This window comes from Cellulosimicrobium cellulans (assembly GCF_016921195.1).
Taxonomy (GTDB): domain Bacteria; phylum Actinomycetota; class Actinomycetes; order Actinomycetales; family Cellulomonadaceae; genus Cellulosimicrobium; species Cellulosimicrobium cellulans_F.
The window spans coordinates 630,658-651,456 of record NZ_JAFGYF010000001.1 but is presented as its reverse complement, the minus strand read 5'-3'; the positions used below and the strand labels follow the sequence as shown (position 1 = coordinate 651,456).

Below are 20,799 nucleotides of genomic sequence, written 5' to 3'. Positions count from 1 at the left end.
CCCGCCACCCGCCCCCTCGGCACGCCCGAGGCCGCGCCCGGTCCCGGCGTCGCCGTGCCCGACGGCACCCCGCGCCCCGGTGGTCGGCCCGCCCGGGTGGGGCCCGCCGTCGGGCAGCAGCGCCGCCGCGCCGCGCGCTGGCTGATGATCGGTCTGGGCGTCGCGCTCGCGGTGCTCACGGTCGTGTCCGGGATGACGGGTCAGGTGCCCGTGTCGCCCGCGGAGGTACTGGGCTCGCTCGCGCACCACGTCGGGCTCGACTGGGGCCCGATGCCGTCGCACCCGCAGGGCGAGAACGCGCTGTGGGTCGTGCGGTTCCCACGCGTCGTCATGGCGATCGTGGTGGGCGCGGCGCTCGCGTGCTCGGGCGCGCTCATGCAGGGCGTGTTCGGCAACCCGCTCGCCGAGCCCGGCGTCATCGGGGTCTCGTCGGGCGCGGCCGTGGGCGCGTGCGCGGTCATCGTCACCGCGGGCGCGCTCGTGCCCGGGACGTGGGTCGCCGCGGCCGCGTTCGCCGGTGGGCTCGTCACGACGTTCGTCGTCTACGCGCTCGCGCGCGCCGGCGGGCGCACCGAGGTCGTGACGCTCGTCCTCACGGGCATCGCGGTCAACGCGTTCGCGGGCGGGATGCTCGCGTTCTTCACGTTCGTCGCCGACCCGGCCGCGCGCGAGCAGATCGTCTTCTGGCAGCTCGGGTCGCTCGGCGGCGCGACGTGGCGGTCCGTCGCGGTCGTGCTGCCGATCGCGGTCCTGGGCGTCACGGGCGCGATGCTCGTGCGCCGCAGGATGGACCTGCTCGCGCTCGGCGAGCGCGCCGCGCAGCACCTCGGGGTCGACGTCGAGCGGCTGCGCCAGCTCGTCATCGTCCTCGTCGCGCTCCTCGTGTCCGCCGGGGTCGCGTTCACGGGGATCATCGCGTTCGTCGGGCTCGTCGTGCCGCACCTCGTGCGCATGGTGTGCGGGCCGAGCCACCGCACGCTCGTCCCCGCGTCCGTACTGGGCGGCGCCGTCGTGCTGCTCGCCGCCGACCTCCTCGCGCGCAGCGCCGTCGCGAACGTCGAGCTGCCGCTCGGCATGATCACCTCGCTCGTCGGCGGGCCGTTCTTCTTCTACCTCCTGCGCCGCACGCGCTCGCGCCAGGGAGGCTGGGCATGAGCGACCTGCGCCACGAGGGCTCGTCGTTCCTCGGCTCCCTCCGCACCGCGGTCACCGGTGCCCGACGGCGGTCCCGCCTCCCCGGGCCGGCCGCGCCCGGCGAGGTCGTCACCGCCGCGCACGGCGTGTCGCTCACGCTCGGCGAGGCGCCGATCCTGCGGGACGTGTCGGTCGACGTGCGCGCGGGCGAGGTCCGCGCGCTGCTCGGCCCGAACGGGGCGGGGAAGTCGTCGCTGCTCGCCGTGCTCACGGGCGACCTGCGCCCCCAGGCCGGGGACGTCACCGTGGACGGGCGCCCGCTCGCCGCGTGGACCCCGACCGAGCTCGCGCTGCGGCGGTCGGTCATGCTCCAGCAGGTCTCCTTGAGCTTCCCGTTCACCGCCGTCGACGTCGTGCGCATGGGACGCTCGCCCTGGCGCGGAACCCCCTTCGAGGACGAGGACGACGCGGCGGTCGCCGAGGCTCTGGCCGCGACCGACGTCGAGCACCTGGCCGACCGACACTTCACGTCGCTGTCCGGCGGGGAGAAGGCGCGCGTCGCGCTCGCGCGGGTGCTCGCGCAGCGCACCGCGCTCCTCATGCTCGACGAGCCGACCGCCGCCCTCGACCTCAAGCACCAGGAGCTCGTGCTCCAGCTCGCCCGGGCGCACGGCGCCGCTGGCGGTGCCGTGGTCGTCGTCGTGCACGACCTCTCCCTCGCGGCCGCGTACGCCGACCAGGTCACCGTCCTCGCCTGCGGGCGCGTCGTCGCCGACGGCGGCCCGCGCGACGTCCTCACCGCCGACCTGCTGAGCGGCGTCTACGACTACCCCGTCGAGGTCGTCGACCACCCTGGCGGCGGCGCACCGATCGTCGTGCCGCGGCGCTGAGCGCCGAGCGGTGGGTTCACCAGATCAACTCTGGTCCACCCCCACGTGTGAACGAGCACACGCACGGGTGAATTCTGCTCAGAACGGATGAATCCGTTGATGAGGTTCCGTCACGTTTCCTTCACGGACCGCTGTCGCCTGGGTCACATGGGGTATTGACGAGCGCGCGAGGGGCGCGCGCCACGGAACCGATGGGGAGCTCATGCGACCACGACCATGGAGCACGACGGGCGCCGACAGCGCCCCTCGGCGCTGGTCTCGCGCCGGGACGAGGACAGCACGCCACGCCCGACCGAGGCACCGGACACGGACGTGGAAGCGCGCCGTCGCCGGTGCCGTCGCGCTCGCGACAGCCGGCACCGGTATCGCGGCCTCGGCCGCGCTGCCCGCCGCGGCGGCGACGGTGTACGAGATCGAAGGCCGGTGGGCCGACGGGACGCCGACCACGGTACGCACCGGTGACGTCGTCAACGCCGAGTGGCGCGTCAACGTCAACGACGACCAGGCCGCACCGTCGAACGACCCGGTTGACAACGTGAACTTCACGCTCACGATCGACAACGGCACGTTTGCGGAGCTGCCGGACTCCTGTCTCGTCACCGGCGTCACACCGCCCTCGAGCATCTCGGCCGACGGCAAGACGATGGTGTGCAACATCGGCACCCAGGACGAGGGCACGGCCCACGTGCTGCAGACACCGATCAAGGCAGACGGCCCCACGGGCGCTGAGTTGACCGGTTCTGGCACGATCGAGGGCGGCTCGACACAGCTGACGCCGATCGAGATCCAGAACGTGTTCTCGATGGACATGGCCTGGGGGACTCCCACGGGGAACCTCAGCTTCGGGACCGGCTACGTCGACGTCGACTACCAGTGGACGCTCTTCCTCGGGGACGAGTCCGAGGCGGGACCCGACTCGGTGTCGTACACGATCGACGTGTCCACGCAGAACGGGTCGGCCGTCTCGATCGCTCCCGGTGCGTGCTCGGCGTTCACCACCGGGGTCGCACCGGGGCACCCGTGGTCGGGCGGTGGCCACCCGGCCGATCAGACGGCGCCGTTCGTCTCCTCGTGCACGCTGACGCCGACCGGCGTCCCGGGTCAGTTCACGCTCACCCTCACCGGTATCGACTACTCCCTCGCTCAGGTGCCGACACGGGACTCGCAGGGCAACCCGATGCGCTCCGACGCGTCGGCGGTCGCCAGCGGTCAGGTCACCTTCCGCATCGCGACGACCACGAACACCGGCACCACCCTGACGTCGAACGCGCCCACCTACGTCGCACCCGGTAGCGGGGACTCGGCGACCGACGACCCGAGCAACAACACCACCAGCAAGGCCATCCAGTTCCCTGGCGCCTACAGCGCCGCTTGGGAGCGTGGGTACACGGGAGCCGGCGGCACGGCCTGGGACGACAGCTACCGTGTCTCCCCCGGCACCGAGGTGCGGCAGGTCGTCAGCATCGATGTCCGGTCCTACCCGGGTACGACTCCGACGTCGCTCTACGGCGTGTGCGAGGTACTCGATACCCGCTACGTCGAGTTCGTCAGCGTGACACCGACCGACATCGACACCTCCCTGTACCCGCTGCAGTACTACGTCGGCAACGACCCCTCCGTGGACCCGACTTCTGCGACGTACGACCCCAACAGCTTCTCCTGCGCCACGGGGGGCAACTCGATGACCGGGGGCGGCGGCTGGGTCACCACCCCACCGGCAGACCTCTCCACCGTCAAGGCCGTGCGGGCGATCTACCCCTTCTCCGCGGCGATCGCGGACCCGCGTACCCGTGAAACTCTCCAGACGGTCTCGCGCATCAAGGACGACGCACCCGCCGGACAGGACATCTGGTCGTGGGGCTCACCCATGGTCAACGGGTCATGGTTCAACTGGAACACTGTGCCGACCATCCAGGACATCGACGACGCACGCTACCCCCGGACGACGTCGCTGCGTGACATCCTGCGTGTGGTCAGCGCGAGTCCGGCCGTGGACAAGAGCGTGGACCGCGCGGCTGTGCGCCCGGGTGAGCCGATCACGTACACGCTCACCTACTCGGCCAACGGTGCGGGTGGTGTTCCGCCCACCGTTGACGGCTACGAGCTGATCGACACCCTCCCTCTGGGGGTCACCTACGTCGCCGGGTCAGCCACGCCGGCCCCGGTGATCACGACCAACGGGTCAGGCCAGCAGGTGCTCACCTGGACGCTGGACGGCGTGCCGACGAACACCAACGTGCCCCTGTCGTACCAGGCCGTCGCCGACAGCTCGGTCGACCCGGGCTCGATCCTGACGAACACCGCCAACGCCACTTACGCGGGCGGAGAGGCGAGCGACACGGCACAGGTCACCGTGAGCACGAACGGTTACACCGCGATCGGGAAGTCGGCTGACACGCCGTTCATCCCGAACCTCGCCGGTGACGGCGTCGGTCAGGGGTCGTGGACGGTGACGTTGCGCTCGTTCGACCCGCTGTCGCAGGCGTTCACGGACACGATCGACATCCTGCCGTTCAACGGTGACGGTCGCGGGACGGCTTTCACCGGCGACTACACGCTCGAGGGCGTGGACGCGGTGGCGGGTGCGACGGTGTACTACACGGCCGAGGACCCGGCGACGTTGTCAGACGACCCGGAGGACCCGCAGAACGGTGCGCCGGGTACGCCGTCGTCGATCTGGTCGACGACGTACAGCCCCGACGCCACGGCGATCCGCGTGGTCGGTCCCGAGCTGGCCCCGGGGGCGACGCAGCAGTTCAAGGTGCGGATCGCGACGGACGGGGTCGAGGGCGGTGACGTCCTGGTCAACCGGGCGCAGGCGGTCGCGGAGCACACCGAGCTCGTGATGCGCACGTCGGCGCCGATCACGGTCGCGAACTACTACTCGGCGGCGTTGAAGAAGGAGATCCTGGACGCCGATGGTGTGTGGCGTGACGCGAACGACGTGACCGACTACCCGTCGTTCAGGGTGGGGGACACGGTCCGCTACCGGATCACGGTGACGAACACCGGTCAGGGCACGCTCACGGGCATCGACGTCACCGACGACCAGCAGCCTGGCCTCGGGTCCTTCCCGATCGTCTCGCTGGATCCCGGACAGTCGCAGTCGCACGAGTTCGAGATCGTCATCGACGCCTCCACCCCCGACACGCTCGTCAACACGGCGTGCGCGTCCGCAGACGTCCCCGCTGACTCCCAGGTGCCGCCGACGATCAACTGTGACCCGGCCGGGTTCGAGGTGGACGGCGACCCGACCCACGTCAAGACGCTGCTCTCGGCGACGCCGATCGGCAACGGTCAGTGGGAGGTCGTGTACGGGATCGACGTGACCAACACGTCAACCGCGTCGACGTCATACTCGCTGGACGACACGCTGCGCTTCGCCCCCGAGGCGAGCATCGTTTCCGCACAGGTGACGACCGCACCGGCGGGCGTGACGTTGGCGTCGCCGGCGTGGGACGGTCAGGGCAATGTCGTGATCGCGGCGAACGTGCCCCTGCTGGGCAACGACGACGCGGGGTATGCGGCGCACCACTACGAGGTGACGGTGGTCGCGGACGTCCCGCTGCAGCTCGACGGCGCCGGTTCCGGCTCGGACGCGCCGACGGCGTGCCCCGCGGAGGGTTCGGACGCTGAGCAGGGGTTCAACAACACCTCCCAGCTGACCGATGGTCGTGGTGAGGTCGAGGACGACCAGGCGTGCGCGCCGATCCCGTCGATCGACATCACCAAGACCGTGTCCGCGGGCCCGACCCCGAACGGGGACGGGACCTGGACGGTGACCTACGACATCGTCGCCACCAACGACGGCGAGGTCGAGGGCACCTACGAGGTCACCGACCGCATGACCGCCGACGGCGACCTGGAGGTCGTCTCTGGCAGCGTCGTCACGGCGCCGGCCGGTGTCACGCCGAACGCGTCGTGGACCGGTCTGGGTGCCGAGGGTGCGGCGGAGAACGTGATCGCCTCCGGTGTGGCCCTGCCTGCGGGTGGTAGCCACACGTACCAGGTCGAGGTCATCGTCGGCATCGCCGACGGTGTGACCGGGGTGCCGGTGATCACGCCGTGCTCCGCGCTCGGTGAGGGCGACAACGGTGGCCTGTCGAACGCGGCCGGGGTCGAGCACAACGACCTGACCGACGAGGCGACCGCGTGCATCACGATCGCGTACATCACCGTCGACAAGACGATCAGCAACGGCCCGACCCCGAACGGTGACGGCACGTTCACGATCACGTACGACATCGTCGCGGAGAACGTGGGCGGTGACGCAGGTGAGTACGACGTGTTCGACCGGCTCGACTACGGCACCGGCATCGACATCGTCTCCGCCGACGTCGTCACCACTCCGACCGGGGTGACGGCGGAGGGCTCCTGGACGGGTCTGGGCCCGGACAAGAGGTCGCCGCAGAACCTGATCGCGGGCGACGTGACGCTGGCCGCCGGTGGGGTTCACACCTATCAGGTCGAGGTCGTCGTCGAGATGGACGAGGCGACGATCGATCCGGTGAACCTGCAGTGCCCGCCCCCCGGGTCGGGTGACAAGGGTGGGCTGGCGAACTCGGTCAGCCTGGACCACAACGGGATCATCGCCGAGGACGACGCGTGCGCGTCCCTGCCCCTGATCGGGATCGACAAGTCGATCTCGGACGGTCCGACGCCGAACGGTGACGGGACGTGGACCATCACCTACGACCTGGTCGCGACCAACACGGGCCAGGCCGCGGGCGAGTACGACGTGCGCGACCAGCTCCGGTACGGCAACGGGATCACGGTCGAGTCCGCCGACGTCATCACGACGCCGGCAGGGGTCACGGCCGAGGCCGGGTGGACCGGTCAGGGCGGTGACATCAAGGACGCGGCCAACCTGATCGCCGGTGGCGTCAACCTGGACGCCGGTGGCACGCACACGTACCAGGTGCAGGTCGTGGTGTCTCTCGACCTGGACGTTGTCACCCCCGCGGACCTGACCTGCCCTGCACCGGGGTCCGGTGAGAACGGCGGGCTGGCGAACACGGTCGAGCTCGAGCACAACGGCGAGACGTCCGAGGACGAGGACTGCGCGCCGCTGCCGCTGATCGAGATCACCAAGTCCCTGTCGGGTGCGGTCACCCCCGTGGCCGGGCAGGACGGTGTCTACGACGTGGTCTACGAGGTCACGGCGACCAACCGGGGCCCGGGCGCCGGGATCTACGACCTGGACGACACCCTGGCCCCGGGCGACGGGGTCACGATCGTCGGGATCCAGGACGTCGTCACCGATGCTCCGGCGTCGGTGGGGATCAACCCCGGCTTCAACGGTGTCGGCGACGTCCGGGTCGTGACGGGTCAGCCGATCGACGGCGCGGGCACCGCCCCGGTCGTGCACACCTACACGGTCACGGTCCGGTACTCCGCGGACCTGACCGACGTCGAGATCCCCGAGACTGACACCTGCACCACCGGTGACGGTTCCACGGTGCCGGGTGGCCTGAACAACGTCGCCAGCATCGGCTGGAACGGGATCGAGGACTCCGACGACGAGTGCGTGCGTCCCGGCAAGCCGACCCTGGACAAGGCCCTGGTCTCGGCCAAGCCCGTCGGGGATGGCAAGTGGGAAGTCGTCTACGACCTCACCGTGGGCAACGTCGGCACCGAGGCGACCACGTACGACCTGGACGACGAGCTGCTCTTCGCCCCGGTCATCACCGTGGACTCGGTGAACGTCACCGGCCCGCAGGGTGTGACTGTTAACAGCGGGTTCGACGGTGACGGCGATCAGCGGATCGCCACCGGTGTGGCCATCGCGGGTCTGGACGACGACGGGTATGCCCCGCACGTCTACCGCGTGACCGTGGTCGCGAACGTGCCCCTGCACTTCGCCGACGGCGACGTGGACGAGGACGGGACCGGTTCGCCTGCGTGCACGGTTCCGGCGGGGTCGAACACGCTGGAGCAGGGTCTGAACAACGCGGCCACGCTGACGGACGAGACGGGTGGGACGCAGACCGACACGGACTGCGCCCCGGTGCCCTCCATCGACATCACCAAGGTCATGGACGGCAAGCCCGCCAAGAACGCCGACGGGACCTGGACGGTGAACTACACCATCACCGCCAGCAACGACGGCGCCACGGCAGGGGTCTACGACCTGACCGACCGTCTGCGCTACGGCGCGGGCATCACGGTCAAGACAGCGACGGTGACCGCGACGCCCGAGGGCGTCACGGCGTCGTCCACGTGGACGGGTCAGGGCGCCGAGGGCGACCCGGCCAACGTCGTGGCCAGCGGCGTGGGCCTGCCCGCGGGGGCGACCCACACCTACCAGGTGCAGGTCGTCGCGAGCCTCGACGCGGGCGCGGTGAACGAGTCCACCTTCGCCTGCCCCGCACCGGGCAGCGACGGCAACGGCGGGTTCGCGAACACCGCGGGCATCGCCCACAACGGGCTCACCGACACCGCCGAGGCGTGCGACACCCCGGACAAGCCCGGGACCCCGGGCAAGCCCGGCAAGCCCGGCGGGGCCCTCGCCACCACCGGTGCGACCCTCGCCTGGGTCGCCGGTGGGGCGGCGTTGCTGCTCCTGCTCGGCGCGATCGTGCTGGTCGTCGCCCGCAACCGCCGCACCACGATCAGCTGAGGCATGGCCGGTCGCCCCGGACCACGGGGGCGGGGCGACCGGCCAACCCAGCTGACCGTGCCCTGACCATTCGTGAGGCCCGCCCACCACCAGCGGGCGGGCCTCACCCGACACCGGTTCGTGCCCGCCCCTCGCTCACGAACCGGCACCCCACGGGGCGGCGGCCCAGCGCCTGAAGAAGCCCGGGCGCCGGGCCGCCACCCCACCCCCACACCGCCGCTACCGCGCACCTGCGGCACCCAGCTTCCTCGTCCCGGCGCCCGTCACCGTCGACGCGCACACCCTGCCCTGTGAGGCCACCATGCACCGTGACGTCCACCGCATCATCGTCCCGACCCCGTTCGGCTACGCCACCCTCGTCCGCACCCGCGACACCCACCCCACCGGCCCCCTCGCCCCCACCGACGACGTCGCCCCCCTGCTCACCGGCACCACACGCCGCATCGACACCGTCCTGCCCCCCGACCTCACCACCGACGACCTCCAGAACTTCCACACCTACCTCCTGCTACGCCCCGCCCACCGACGCCGACCCCGAGCCGCCGCAACCGCCGCCGGCCGCTACGACCTGCTACGCCACGCCGTCGACGTGCGCACCACCACCGCCCTGACCCTGCACCGCACCAACCCAGCACCCACACCCCGCGACGCCGCGTTCGCCGCACTCGTGCGCGCCATGCGCCGCGCCGAGCAGGCCCACCTCACCCAGACCCACGACGCCCTCGCCCGCCAGCTCGTGTGGTGCGCCATCCACGCCGCCCGCGACCACCACCTCACCCAGGTCCTCGACGCCGCCACCGCACTACGCCACCTCACCCTCGACCAGCACGCCGACACCACCACCGACGCCCTCGACCAGACGTGACCGCGCGTTGATGAACCTGCTGGGGAACGCCGGGTGAAATTGCGTCGTGGCATGCATCACCGCGCCCGGCTGACACCCTCTCTACCTGCAACAACCCGACACCGGACGCTCGTGATAGTACTGGACACCCGTCCAACTACGTACGGTGTGAATGTGCGGCCACACCCGAGAAGCGGTCGCGCACGCGCCCGTCGGCGTCGCCGTACCGACGGGTGCGTGGAGCATTCGGCACGGAGACAGATCCGGTGAGCACGACCGCACGATCAGCAGAACTGGCCATCGCGACGATGGCGACCTCTGGGGGGAGGGGCCAGGTGAGCGAGCCGTTCGACGTCGGCGCGTACATCGACTCGCTCGGCCCCATGACGCCCGAGCAGCGGGCCGTCATCGACGACGCCATGAGCCTGGCCGTCGGGCCGGACGACGGCGACGACGTCGCCTTCCTGCGCGACGCAGCCCTGTTCCTCACCACCCTCGTCCTCGTCGGCGGAGCCACCACCCTCGACGACGACGGCCGGGAGCTCATCGACGCCATCCGTACCAAGCACCGCGGCAGTGGTCCCCACGTCGAGAGACGCTGAGCGATGTCGCGCCGTGACGAGTGGCACCCGCTGTGCGGGCTCGGCCGTCCGGCCGGCCTCCTACGGTGCCGGACGCAGCACGACCACCGCGACGACGACGGTGAGCACCGCCAGCCCGACGAGGGCCGCGCCGATCGTCTTCAGCACGTCTCCGCGGTGGTAGAACGTGTCGATCACGGCACGGCTCGGGTGACCGGGGTCGTACGCGACCGGGACGGTGCCGTTCGGGCGGACGGACGTCGCGTTCATGGCGGGGTAGACGTGATGCTCCTGCCCGTCGGGCGTCCTGAAGGTCACCCGGCTCGACCGCACGAGACGGGTCTCGAACCTGGTCCACGTGCCCGTCGTCCGTACCCAGCCGCGCCGGCGACCCCGGCCCACAGCGAAGCCGACGAGCCAGAAGATGAGACCGAGCGCGGCGACGCTCGCGCCGACCACCAGGAGGACACCGAAGGCTGACATCGCGAGCAGGTTAGCCGACGCCTCGGACGGACGGCGGGTGATCGCGCACGAACGCCTCGTGCGCGCAAACAGAAATCAGCTTCCTCCGCCGCGACATGGTGACCACCGCGACCGGGATCCGGGTCGGGGCGCAAGGCGCGGGTGCCGCGGACGCAGGTCACCGGAGCGTCCCTGCACCTGGGAGCCCTGCGAGCGCTCCGCGTCGCCCCGGCACGCTCCCGCGGGGCGAAGTGCAGGCGCCGGCTCGCGGTTGAGCGGTCGTCGAGCGCGGGTGACACTTGAGGCCGGGAGCCCGGTGCACGGGGGTGCCGGGCGCCGGCGATCGGAGATCGTATGGCTGCGGCTCGCGCGCACGGCACGGTGGTGGCTCTCGTCCTGCTCGTCCTGCTCGCCTGGGTGGCTGCGCCCGGCGCCGGACCGCGCGCTGAGGCCGCGGTGCCGGATCCCGCGGTGAACCAGGCGGTCGTCAGCGTGCGCGCTGGCGGCGACCGGACCGGGGTCAACACGGTGGCAGGCTTGCCCGGCGTCGTCCTCCAGCTCTTCCGCGGCGCGGGTGGCGTCGCGCCGGTCACGCAGGAGTGGGGCACGTGCACCTCCGACGCCGAGGGCGACTGCAGCTTCGTCGTGCCCGACGCACAGCGGGGACCGACCGGCACGTGCGCGGGAGGTGGCGAGAACTGCGGCGTCCGCTTCTTCGTCCGCCAGGTCGGCGTCCCGCCCGGCTGGTACCCGAACGACTCGCTGAGCACGACGCTGAGCGGCTCGGCCCAGGCCACCCGGTACGAGTTCCAGACCCCCGCGGTGTACGCGGACCAGGTCGTCACGTCGGGCTCACCCGGAGGTACGTCGACCTTCATGGTGTCCCAGAGCCAGACGCGAAACGCCTCGAGCGGCGTCTGGCAGCAGTCGCGCGCCAATCCGCCGCTGCCCGGCCGGTGCGGGCTCGACGTCGCGCTGCTCCTCGACCTGTCGGGGTCGGTGGGAGCGAACCTGCCGGACCTCAAGGCCTCGGCGGACACGTTCGTCGACGCCCTCACGGGCACGCCGTCGCGCATGTCGCTGTTCACGTTCTCCCGCGTCTCGCCCGCCGACGGTTCGGCGAACTACCCCGGACACTTCCCGATCTCGACGACGGCGGACGCCGAGGCTTTCAAGGCGCTGTACGCAGGCTGGGGCGTGGGCGGTGGCACCAACTGGGACCGTGGCGTGGCGGCCGTGGCCGAGGCGAGCGAGACCTACGACCTCACTGTCGTCATCACGGACGGCAACCCCACCTACTACGGCGACCCCAACCAGGGCAACGGGTCCAACACCCGTTTCCGTGAGCTGGAGAACGGCATCTTCTCGGCCAACGCGCTGAAGGCGGAGGGAACGCGTGTGCTGTCCGTCGGCGTGGGCTCCGGCGTCGCGAGCGACCAGGCCGCGCTCAACCTCGCGTCGCTGTCCGGCACCGAGGAGTTCACGGGGGGCAACGCGGAGACGGCCGACTTCTACCGGACAGGCTTCGCCGAGGCCGGCGCCGCGCTCCGTGAGCTGGTCTTCGCCAAGTGCGCTCCCTCGCTCTCCGTGGTCAAGGCGATCGTCCCGCCCGGCGGCACCCTCGACGACGCCGCACCGGCAGGACCGGGGTGGACGTTCACCGCCGACTCGACACCCGACATCGGCGGACTCCCGGGGACCCAGACCACCACCGACGACGGCACGGGCGCCGTCAACTTCCCCCTCGAGGACTTTCCGGGCGAGACCACGGTCACCGTGACCGAGGCGCAGCAACCGGGTCACACGGTCGTCCCCGTGGCGGGATCCAACGCCGTCTGCACGCTCAGGACCGCGGACCAGCCGGAGGGTGTCGCCCTCGAGGTCTCGAACACGGGAGACGCCGAGAGCCCGGGCTTCTCGTTCCCGATGAGCTCCGGGAGCGCGGTGAGCTGCGTGATCTACAACCAGGCGCCCGCCCCGCGTGCGAGCCTGAGCGTCAGCAAGACATGGGTGGTCAACGGTGTGGAGCTCGAGAACGGCGAGCAACCACCCGGTCTCTCCGCCGAGCTGTGGCTGGACCCTCCGGACACGGAGGGGGTCCGCCCGCCCACGACCGCGGGGTGGGCTCCGAGCCCACCTCGGGTCTTCAACGAGGGCGACACGGTCGGTCTGGCCGAGACGGTCGACGTCGGGTCGCTCGATCTGTGCACGCTCGACAGTGCGACGGTGACCGCGATCAACGGGCAGCCCGTCGGCGACGACTTCCCGGCGGCCCCTCGCGACCCCGGCGATCCGGGCGCTCCGCCGGCCGTCAGCGCCTTCTACGACGTGACGCTCACGGCACCGGAGACGACGGTCGCGGTCACCAACACCCTCACGTGTCCCACGCTGCTCACGCTCTCGAAGGCCGTGCTGGGCGGGGCCACCAGCCCCGGAGCGTGGACCCTGACGGCCACCGGACCCGACGGCACCGCACCGGGGGTCATCAGCGGTGCGACAGGAACTCCCGCTGTCACCGAGGTCGAGGTCACCCCCGACGTGCCCTACGAGATCACGGAGGCCGGTGGGCCTCCCTGGTACGTCCAGAACGACCTCCGGGGCGACAGCTCCCAGTACCCCGGCTCGACCGGCTCCGCGTACTGCCGCACCGTCAGTGCCGACGGCACGGTGTTCGACGCCGTCGTCGACGGTCTCACCGGCGGCGTCGTACCCCCGCTCGGGCAGCACACGTCCTGCGAGATCGTGAACCGGACCGCACAGCTCGCGCTGCGCAAGGTCGTCGAGAACGGCGACGGGTCGCCGGCGCCGCCGAGCGCATGGTCACTCACGGCCACACCCGTCGGCGACGACCTCCCGGCCGATCTGGAGCCCGTGACGGTCCCCGGCACCTCGTCCCCGCTCGGCCTCCGGTTCTTCGTCCGACCGGGCACGGTGTACGAGCTCTCCGAGAACGCTGCGCCCGACGCGCCCGACGGCTACGCCCTCGCCGGGATCCAGTGCGGTGCGGGGCCCACCCCGCGCGCGGTCGCGACCGTGACCGTCGACCCCCTCGCCGGGATCATCTGCACGTTCCGCAACGTCGCCGAGCCATCGACCTGGACGGTCGAGAAGTCGAGCGACCCGGAGCCCGGCTCCCGCGTCACGCCGGGGAGCACGATCACCTACACCCTCTCGGCGACAGACCTGGGCGGAGGTGCGGAACGCCCCCACGACCTCGTCGTCGTCGACGACCTCTCGGGAGTGCTCGCCCACGCGACGCTCGTCGAGGCCAGCGTCGAGGCGAGCGCCGGCACGGCGGCCCTGGACGGGACGACTCTCACCTGGACGGTCCCGCTCCTGGACCCCTCCGCGACGCTCACCTACCAGGTCGTGGTCGACGACGACGCCACCGACGTCACCCTGACCAACGCGGTCACCGCGGACGGGGCCGAGGCCTGCGCCGACAGCGCGCCGGACTGCCGGACGACCACCCACGTCGTGCCGCCGCATCCACAGCCGCCGGGACCGGGGGACCCGGCGGAACCCTCGCAACCCGGGGCGCCCCCGGCCGACGCCGCGGCCCCGGCCGACGGCCTGCCGCTCACCGGGGCGGGGCTCGGGGGCGCGGTGCTCGCTGCGCTGGCGCTCGTCGGTGTCGGGACGCTCGTGCGCGCGGTCCGAGGGCGCGCGACGCCCGTACCACGCCCGGACGGGCATCGAGCGTCACCCTGAGGCGACCTCAGAGGCCGACCGCTCGCACCTGCACGAGGGCATCGGCTAGCGTCTCGCCCCGACGCCGCCCGGGAGGACCTCGTAGTGGTCGGGGACGGCCGTGAACGACCCGCGCCCGCCGGTGAGGGAGCGCAGGTCGAGGACGTACCGAGCGAGCTCGGCCTCGGGGACGAGCGCGTCGATGCGCACGCGGCCGTCGGGCAGGGAGTCGGTCGCGGTGATGTGGCCGCGGCGTGCGGAGAGGTCGCCCATGACGTCGCCCTGCGCGTCGGACGGGACGGTCACGGACACCGCGGAGACGGGTTCCAGGACGACGGTGCCCGCCGCCGCGAGCGCCTCGCGCACCCCGACGCCGCCCGCGGTGCGGAACGCCATGTCGGAGGAGTCGACGGAGTGCGCCTTGCCGTCGACGACCTCGACGCGCAGGTCGACGACCGGGTAGCCGTGGGGTCCGCCGCCCTCCATCGCCTCGCGCGCGCCGCGCTCCACGGCGGGGAGATACTGGCGCGGCACCGACCCGCCGACGACGGAGCTGACGAACGCGAACCCCTCGCCGCGCGGGAGCGGGGACACCCGGAGCTGCACGACGGCGAACTGCCCGTGCCCGCCCGACTGCTTCTTCACCTTGCCCTCGACCTCGACGGCGCGCGTGATGGTCTCCCGGTACGCGACCTGGACGGGCTCGGTCGTGACGCGCACGCCGAACGAGCGTTCCAGCCGCTCGACCGCGACGGCGAGGTGGGTGTCCCCGAGCCCGCCGAGCACGGCCTGCGACCCGGTGAGGTCGACGTGCAGCGTCGGGTCCTCGGCGCGCAGGCGGGTGAGCGCGGAGGACAGCTTGTCGTCGTCGGACTGCGACACGGGCCGCAGGGCGACGGCGTACACCGGGGGCCGCTGGGGCAGGTCGCGCGCGGACACGGGCGCGCGCCGCGCCGCCAGCAACGTCCCGGTCGAGGCGGCCGAGAGCTTCGCGACGGCGGCGATATCGCCCGCGACCACCCGGTCGACGGCGACGTGCTCGCGCCCGCGCAGCCGGAAGAGCCCGTGCACGCGGTCCTCCTCACCGGTCACGGTGCTCACGAGGCGGTCGCCCGTCGCGACGGACCCGGAGAGCACCTTGAAGACCGAGACCTGCCCGACGAACGGGTCGACGACCGTCCGGAAGACGTGCACGAGCGTGTCCCCCGCGGGGTCGGCAGTGACCTCCGTCGTCGCGCCCGCCTGGGGAGAGCCGTCGGCGCCGCCCGACCCCGCGCCGTCGGGCAGCGCGACGACGGCCGCCCGGTCGGCCGGCGAGGGACCGAGCTCGCACACGAGGTCGAGCACCCGGTCGACGCCGACGCCCGTCACCGCGGAGGCGAGCAGCACGGGCACGGCCTCGCCCGCGAGGACCTCGTGCGCGAGCGTGCGCTCGAGGTCCGCGGCACCGGGCCCGTCGCCCGCGAGGTACGCCTCGAGCTGGTCGTCGTCGTGCGTGACGATCTCCTCCACGACCTCGTCGTGCAGCGCGTGCTCCTCGTCGCGCACGTCCGCGGGGACGTCCTCCTCGTGGGTGCGCCCGGCGCCGTCGTACTCCCGCGCGCGCTCCGTGAGGACGTCGGCCACGCCGTGCAGCGACTGCTCCTCGCCGAGCGGGAGCTCGAGCGGCACGAACGGCGCGTCGAGCGCGCCGCGCAGCGCGCCGAGCACGGTGCGAAAGCTCGCCCGCGCGCGGTCCTCCTGGGAGACGACGACGAGGCGGGGGATCCCCGCCTCGTCGCAGCGCCGCCAGACCTCCTCCGTGCCCGACTGGACCCCGTCGACGGCGCTCACCACCACGAGCGCGACGTCGGCCACGGCGAGCGCCGCGTCGACGGAGCCCGCGAAGTCCGGCGATCCGGGCGTGTCGAGCAGGGTGATCTGGTGCGTCACGCCGTCGGGCGCCCGCCAGTCGAGATGTGCGACGCCGAGGCTGACCGAGATGCCGCGGGCGACCTCCTCGGGCTCGTGGTCGCAGACGGTCGTGCCCTCGGCGACGGAGCCGGCCCGCGGGATCGCGCCCGCCCGATGGAGGAACGCCTCCGCGAGGGTGGTCTTGCCCGATCCGCTGTGCCCCACGAGGGCGACGTTGCGGGTCGTGGCCGGGCCGGTGGACGTCGACGTCGTGGCCATGGGCTGCCTCCTGGCGAGCGGGCGGGGCGCCGTGTCCCGCCACGTCCCAGGCTAGTGACGTCGCGCGGTTCGTGCCCGGGCCGGAGGTCCCGGCCCGGGCGCCGACTACAGGTGGGCGTCCGCGTAGACGAGCAGGGCGTCGCGCACGAACGTGGCGCCCTCGACCCCGCCGTAGTTCTTGGCGAACCGCTCGTCGGCGACGTACATCTCGCCGAGCCCGACGACGTACTCCTTGACCGGAGCGGCGCCGGCACCCGGCGTGCCGGGAACGCCGCCGAGCCACTCGACGTGGCGGCGCGCGAGCGCCTGCGCCTCCTCGGACGCCGGGTCCACCCCGCGGGTGGCCGCAGCGGTCCAGTCCTCACCGAGCTCGCGCGTGCGGGTCTGCCATGCGGCACGCTCGTCGTCGGACAGCCCGCGCCACCAGGCGTCGCTCCGTGCGTACGCGTCCTTGCCCCAGCGGGCCTCGACCTCGTCCTTGTACTGCGTGTGGTCGAACCCGTCGAACATGTCGTCCGCCATGAGCTCGCCACCTCCTTCCATCGTGGTGATCGTCCGTTCGACCGACGCGATCTGCCGCGCCAGCCGTTGCCGCTCCGCCCGGAGCCACTCGAGGTGGCCGCGCAGGGCGCGCACCTGCGCTTCACGCGCGGCGGCGCCCGACGGCGGTCCGTCGGCCCCCGCGTCCGAGGCCCCGTCGAGCGCCTCCTGGATCGCGGGGAGCCCGAGGCCGAGGTCGCGCAGGAGCAGGATCCGCTGGAGACGCACGAGCGCGTCCGCGTCGTAGTGGCGGTAGCCGTTGGACGCGACCCTGCTCGGGCGCAGCAGCCCCACCGCGTCGTAGTGACGCAGGGTGCGGCTCGTCGTGCCGGCGAGGCGCGCGACCTCCTGGATGGACCAGTCGGCCGTGCGCTCGCTCGTCGTCCCTGGCGGGTGCATCTCTGCCTCCTCCCGTGCTGTCGGCGTCTCGGTGGTCGTGCCTCGTGCGGCAACGAGAACCACGCTAGAAGTTGACGTTACGTCAAGGTCAACCGGCTCGAACGGATCGGGCCGACGGACGCGAGCGACGTGGCGTCGACGGGCGTACCGTCGAAAGAGCACCCGCAGGTGGGTGCGCGACGAGCACGGAGGCCGCCATGGCCACGACGGACCAGGTACGGCGGCACTACGCCGGGACGGACCTCGCCGCCCGCATCCTCGCCGCGGCGGGAGCCGACGCCGGGCCGGTGACCGTGGACGCGCTGTCCCCCTACGACCAGCTGCACGCGGGAGGCGCCGCCGCGACCTCGGCGCTCCTCGACCTCCTCGGCCTCGCGCGGGGCGTCTCGCTGCTCGACGTCGGGTGCGGGATCGGCGGACCGGCGCGGCTCGCCGCCCACCGGTATGCCTGCTCCGTCACGGGCGTGGACGTCAGCCCGGACTTCGTGGACGCGGCACGCGAGCTCACCGGGCGCACCGGCCTCGCCGGCCTCGTGACGTTCGCGCTGGGTGACGGGGACCGGCTCCCGTGCGCCGACGCGTCGCACGACCGCGCGATGCTCGTGCACGTGGGCATGAACGTGCCCGACAAGGCCGCCCTGTTCGCGGAGGTGCACCGCGTCGTCCGACCCGGCGGCCCGTTCGGGCTGTACGAGCAGATGCGCGTCGGCGTCGGCGACCTGCCGTTCCCGATGCCGTGGGCGGTCGACGCCGGGTCGTCGTTCGTCGAGACCCCCGACGCCTACACGGACGCGCTGACGGCGGCCGGGTTCGACGTGCTACGGGTCGACGACCGCCGGGCAGCGCTCGCCGCGGCCGGAGGCCCGGGGCAGGACGGCCTCGTGGTCGTGTTCGGCCAGGAGTTCGTCACGCGGATCAGCAACAACGTCGCCGCGACCCGGGCGGGGCTCCTCGCGCCCGTCGTCGTGCTCGCGCGCGCCTGAAGATCGCCCCTCACCGTCGGCCGCGTCCCGGCGCCCGCCCCGGCTTCCGCGCCGCCCGGGCGAGCGTAGGTCCGTCAGGCGGCGGGCAGCTCCCGGTCGAGCAGGAGCGTCACGAGCTCGGCGGGTGTCCCGACGACCACCGTCGCCCCCGCCGCGGCCAGCTCGCCAGGGCGCGCGTATCCCCAGGCGACCCCGACGCACGGGATCTGGTGGGCCGCGGCTCCGAGGACGTCGTGCTCGCGGTCGCCGACCATGACCGCGCGACGCGGGGCGCCGAGCGACGCGAGCGCGTGCGCGACGACGTCGCCCTTGGTGCTGCGCGACCCGTCGAGCGTCGCGCCGAACACGTCGTCGAGGCCGCGGTCGAGGTGCGCGCCGAGCCCGAAGTGCTCGACGATCCGCCGCGCCATCGGCTCCGGCTTCGACGTCGCGACGGCGAGGCGCAGCCCGGCGCCTCGGAGCGCCGTCAGGCACTCCGGGATCCCCGGGTAGACCGCGTTGTCGAGCAGCTTCCCGGCCGCGTACACGTCGCGGTAGGCAGCGACGGCGTCGGCCACGAGGTCGACCGGCACACCGTGCGCCGTGAACGACTCCCCGAGCGGGGGCCCCACGAATCCGCGGAGCAGCGGCTCGGCGGGGACGGGGAGCCCCAGCACGCCGTACGCGTGCCGCACCGACGCGAGGATGCCGGGGGCGGAGTCGGTGAGCGTGCCGTCGAGGTCGAGCAGGACGAGGTCGTCGCTCGCGCTCATCCGGCCGACGCCTCGTCGCCGGCGGATCCCGCGGTTCCCCCGGGTCCCGACGTTCCGGACGCGGTCGTCGCGGAGCCCTTCACCGCGGCCGGGCCGCTGCGGCGACCCAGGACGAACCCGATCGCGCCCCCGACGAGCAGCGCTCCGGCGCCGGCGAGGAGCGCCGCAGTGCCCAGCGGGTACGCCCCGGTGGGGACGAACGTGGTCCCGGACAGCGGCGCGTACGCGAACCACCCGGACGACGTCGGGCGGCTCGCGACCCAGGCCGCGACGGCCAGCAGGGTGACCCCGACCAGGACGAGCGACGCGAGGACGACCGTCGCGACGCGCGGGCGGCGCGGAGAGGGAACGGACGAGGGCTGCTCGGGAGCGGTCACGCGGGCCATCGTCCCGGGCACCGGAGCCGAGGGCAACCGTCGACCCGGCAAGATCCGCAGAGTGCCTGAGATGCTTGCGCCCAGCCGACCGCGACCGTTGCCTGCACTCGGCGACGTAGCGGCTGGGCGCTACTCGCCGACGGTCCCGTCGATCGCCTCGCGGAGCAGGTCGGCGTGACCGTTGTGCCGCGCGTACTCCTCGATCATGTGGACGAGGATCCAGCGCAGGTTCCACCGCTCCCCCGTCTGCCGGTCGGGCCGCGCGCTCAGCCGGTCCAGGCCGCCGTCGGCGAGCGCGTCGTCGAGGATCGCGTCCGACGCCGCGACGGCGCGGTCGAAGAGCATGCGCAGCTCCGCCGGGGAGTCGCCCGCGGCGGACGTCCAGTCCCAGTCCCGGTCGTCAGCCCAGTCGGCGGTGTCGAAGGGAGCCAGGAGCGGCTCGTCGAGGAGCACCTGCGAGAACCACTGGGACTCGACGAACGCGAGGTGCTTGAGCAGCCCGCCGAGCGTCATCGACGACGGCGGGACGCGGCGGGAGAGCTCGGCTGCGTCGAGGCCCGACGTCTTCCACCGCAGCGTGTCGCGGTGGAAGTCGAGGAAGCCGCGCAGCGTGGCCACCTCGTCGGCGGCGACGGGCGGGTCGGTGCGGTGGTCGGTCACGGCGCCACCCTAGCGGCGGCTCCTTCTCGTAGGCGCCGATTCCTAGACCGCAACGGTCCAGGAATGCTACGGTCCGGCGCATGTCCCGCCCACGCGCCCCGATGGACCCCGCCGCCCGCGCGCGGTTACGGCAGGCCGCCGCGGAGGAGTTCGCGCGTCTCGGCTTCGAGCGTGCGTCGCTCAACCGGATCGTCGAGGCGTCGGGCGTCGCCAAGAGCTCGGTGTACCACCACGTCGGTGACAAGCGGGCGCTCTACGACGACCTCCTGGCCCGTCTCGCGACGCTCGTGGACGAGGCACTCGCCCTGCCCGACCCGACGACGCTCACCGCGAGGACCTATCTCGACGCCCTGACCCGCGCGGCCGCGGGGCTCGAGCGCTCGCTCGCCGTGCACCCGGAGGCCCGCGCGCTCGGGCTCCTTGCCCACCGTGCACAGCCCGACGCGGCGCTCCGCGCGCTCCGCGACCGTTGGACCGCCGGCGCCCGCGCCTACGTCGAGCGGGGCCAGGAGCTCGGAGTGCTGCGCGACGACGTCCCGCCCGACCTGCTCACCGACGTCGCGCTCGCCGCGCTCCTCGCGGTCGACGCCTGGGCCCTCGCCCAGGGCGACGCCGGCGCGGACGCCGCGCGCGCGGCGCTCGCCATGCTGCGCGACGCCGTCGCGCCCTCGACCCGCCCGACCGAGAGGGACTGAC

14 protein-coding genes are annotated in these 20,799 nt (G+C 72.8%); 8 read left to right on the top strand and 6 right to left on the bottom strand.

The annotated features are described in order from the left end of the window. Positions 1 to 144: 144 nt before the first annotated feature. The 5 genes from JN535_RS02785 (at position 145) to JN535_RS02765 (ending at position 10,089) form a co-directional block, all read left to right on the top strand. Positions 145 to 1,155: a FecCD family ABC transporter permease gene (locus JN535_RS02785; protein ID WP_205203014.1), complete on the top strand. Its 1,011-nt coding sequence runs from the start codon at positions 145 to 147 to the stop codon at positions 1,153 to 1,155. Next, positions 1,152 to 2,024, top strand: a complete 873-nt coding sequence (locus JN535_RS02780; RefSeq protein ID WP_205201815.1) for a heme ABC transporter ATP-binding protein — start codon at positions 1,152 to 1,154, stop codon at positions 2,022 to 2,024. Before JN535_RS02785 ends, JN535_RS02780 begins: the two co-directional genes overlap by 4 nt. A gap of 403 nt (positions 2,025 to 2,427) precedes the next feature. Next, positions 2,428 to 8,643, top strand: coding sequence for a DUF7507 domain-containing protein (locus JN535_RS02775; protein WP_205201813.1), 6,216 nt, complete (start codon positions 2,428 to 2,430; stop codon positions 8,641 to 8,643). A 301-nt stretch (positions 8,644 to 8,944) separates the two neighbouring features. Beyond that, the gene (locus JN535_RS02770) at positions 8,945 to 9,508 is read left to right on the top strand and encodes a hypothetical protein (protein WP_205201803.1); all 564 of its coding nucleotides are present in this window, start codon (positions 8,945 to 8,947) and stop codon (positions 9,506 to 9,508) included. 314 nt (positions 9,509 to 9,822) lie between these two features. Next, a complete protein-coding gene (locus tag JN535_RS02765; RefSeq protein WP_205201794.1) occupies positions 9,823 to 10,089 on the top strand; it encodes a hypothetical protein in 267 nt (88 codons plus the stop codon). A 60-nt stretch (positions 10,090 to 10,149) separates the two neighbouring features. On the opposite strand, the gene JN535_RS02760 is transcribed toward JN535_RS02765, so the two are convergent. Then, on the bottom strand, positions 10,150 to 10,551 hold the full coding sequence (locus JN535_RS02760; RefSeq protein ID WP_205201792.1) for a DUF3592 domain-containing protein: 402 nt from the start codon (positions 10,549 to 10,551) through the stop codon (positions 10,150 to 10,152). A 333-nt stretch (positions 10,552 to 10,884) separates the two neighbouring features. Here JN535_RS02760 and JN535_RS02755 point away from each other — a divergent pair, with 333 nt between their 5' ends. Continuing rightward, positions 10,885 to 14,241, top strand: coding sequence for a DUF7927 domain-containing protein (locus JN535_RS02755; RefSeq protein ID WP_205201790.1), 3,357 nt, complete (start codon positions 10,885 to 10,887; stop codon positions 14,239 to 14,241). A 45-nt stretch (positions 14,242 to 14,286) separates the two neighbouring features. Here JN535_RS02755 and JN535_RS02750 read toward each other — a convergent pair whose 3' ends face one another. Both JN535_RS02750 and JN535_RS02745 read right to left on the bottom strand, forming a co-directional pair. Further along, entirely contained in the window at positions 14,287 to 16,392 is a 2,106-nt protein-coding gene (locus JN535_RS02750) for an elongation factor G (RefSeq protein ID WP_205201788.1), read from the bottom strand. Between the two features lie 105 nt (positions 16,393 to 16,497). Next, positions 16,498 to 17,331, bottom strand: coding sequence for a MerR family transcriptional regulator (locus JN535_RS02745; protein WP_205201786.1), 834 nt, complete (start codon positions 17,329 to 17,331; stop codon positions 16,498 to 16,500). Positions 17,332 to 17,528: 197 nt separating this feature from the next. Here JN535_RS02745 and JN535_RS02740 point away from each other — a divergent pair, with 197 nt between their 5' ends. Continuing rightward, complete coding sequence (locus JN535_RS02740) at positions 17,529 to 18,314, top strand: class I SAM-dependent methyltransferase (RefSeq protein ID WP_205201784.1); 786 nt, start codon at positions 17,529 to 17,531, stop codon at positions 18,312 to 18,314. A 74-nt stretch (positions 18,315 to 18,388) separates the two neighbouring features. Here JN535_RS02740 and JN535_RS02735 read toward each other — a convergent pair whose 3' ends face one another. From JN535_RS02735 to JN535_RS02725, 3 genes are all read right to left on the bottom strand, one after another. Continuing rightward, positions 18,389 to 19,066: an HAD family hydrolase gene (locus JN535_RS02735; protein WP_205201782.1), complete on the bottom strand. Its 678-nt coding sequence runs from the start codon at positions 19,064 to 19,066 to the stop codon at positions 18,389 to 18,391. Beyond that, the gene (locus tag JN535_RS02730; RefSeq protein WP_205201780.1) at positions 19,063 to 19,443 is read right to left on the bottom strand and encodes a hypothetical protein; all 381 of its coding nucleotides are present in this window, start codon (positions 19,441 to 19,443) and stop codon (positions 19,063 to 19,065) included. Before JN535_RS02730 ends, JN535_RS02735 begins: the two co-directional genes overlap by 4 nt. Before the next feature lie 129 nt (positions 19,444 to 19,572). Next, positions 19,573 to 20,103, bottom strand: coding sequence for a DinB family protein (locus JN535_RS02725; RefSeq protein WP_205201779.1), 531 nt, complete (start codon positions 20,101 to 20,103; stop codon positions 19,573 to 19,575). Between the two features lie 80 nt (positions 20,104 to 20,183). Here JN535_RS02725 and JN535_RS02720 point away from each other — a divergent pair, with 80 nt between their 5' ends. Further along, on the top strand, positions 20,184 to 20,798 hold the full coding sequence (locus JN535_RS02720; protein WP_205201777.1) for a TetR/AcrR family transcriptional regulator: 615 nt from the start codon (positions 20,184 to 20,186) through the stop codon (positions 20,796 to 20,798). Position 20,799: the final 1 nt, after the last annotated feature.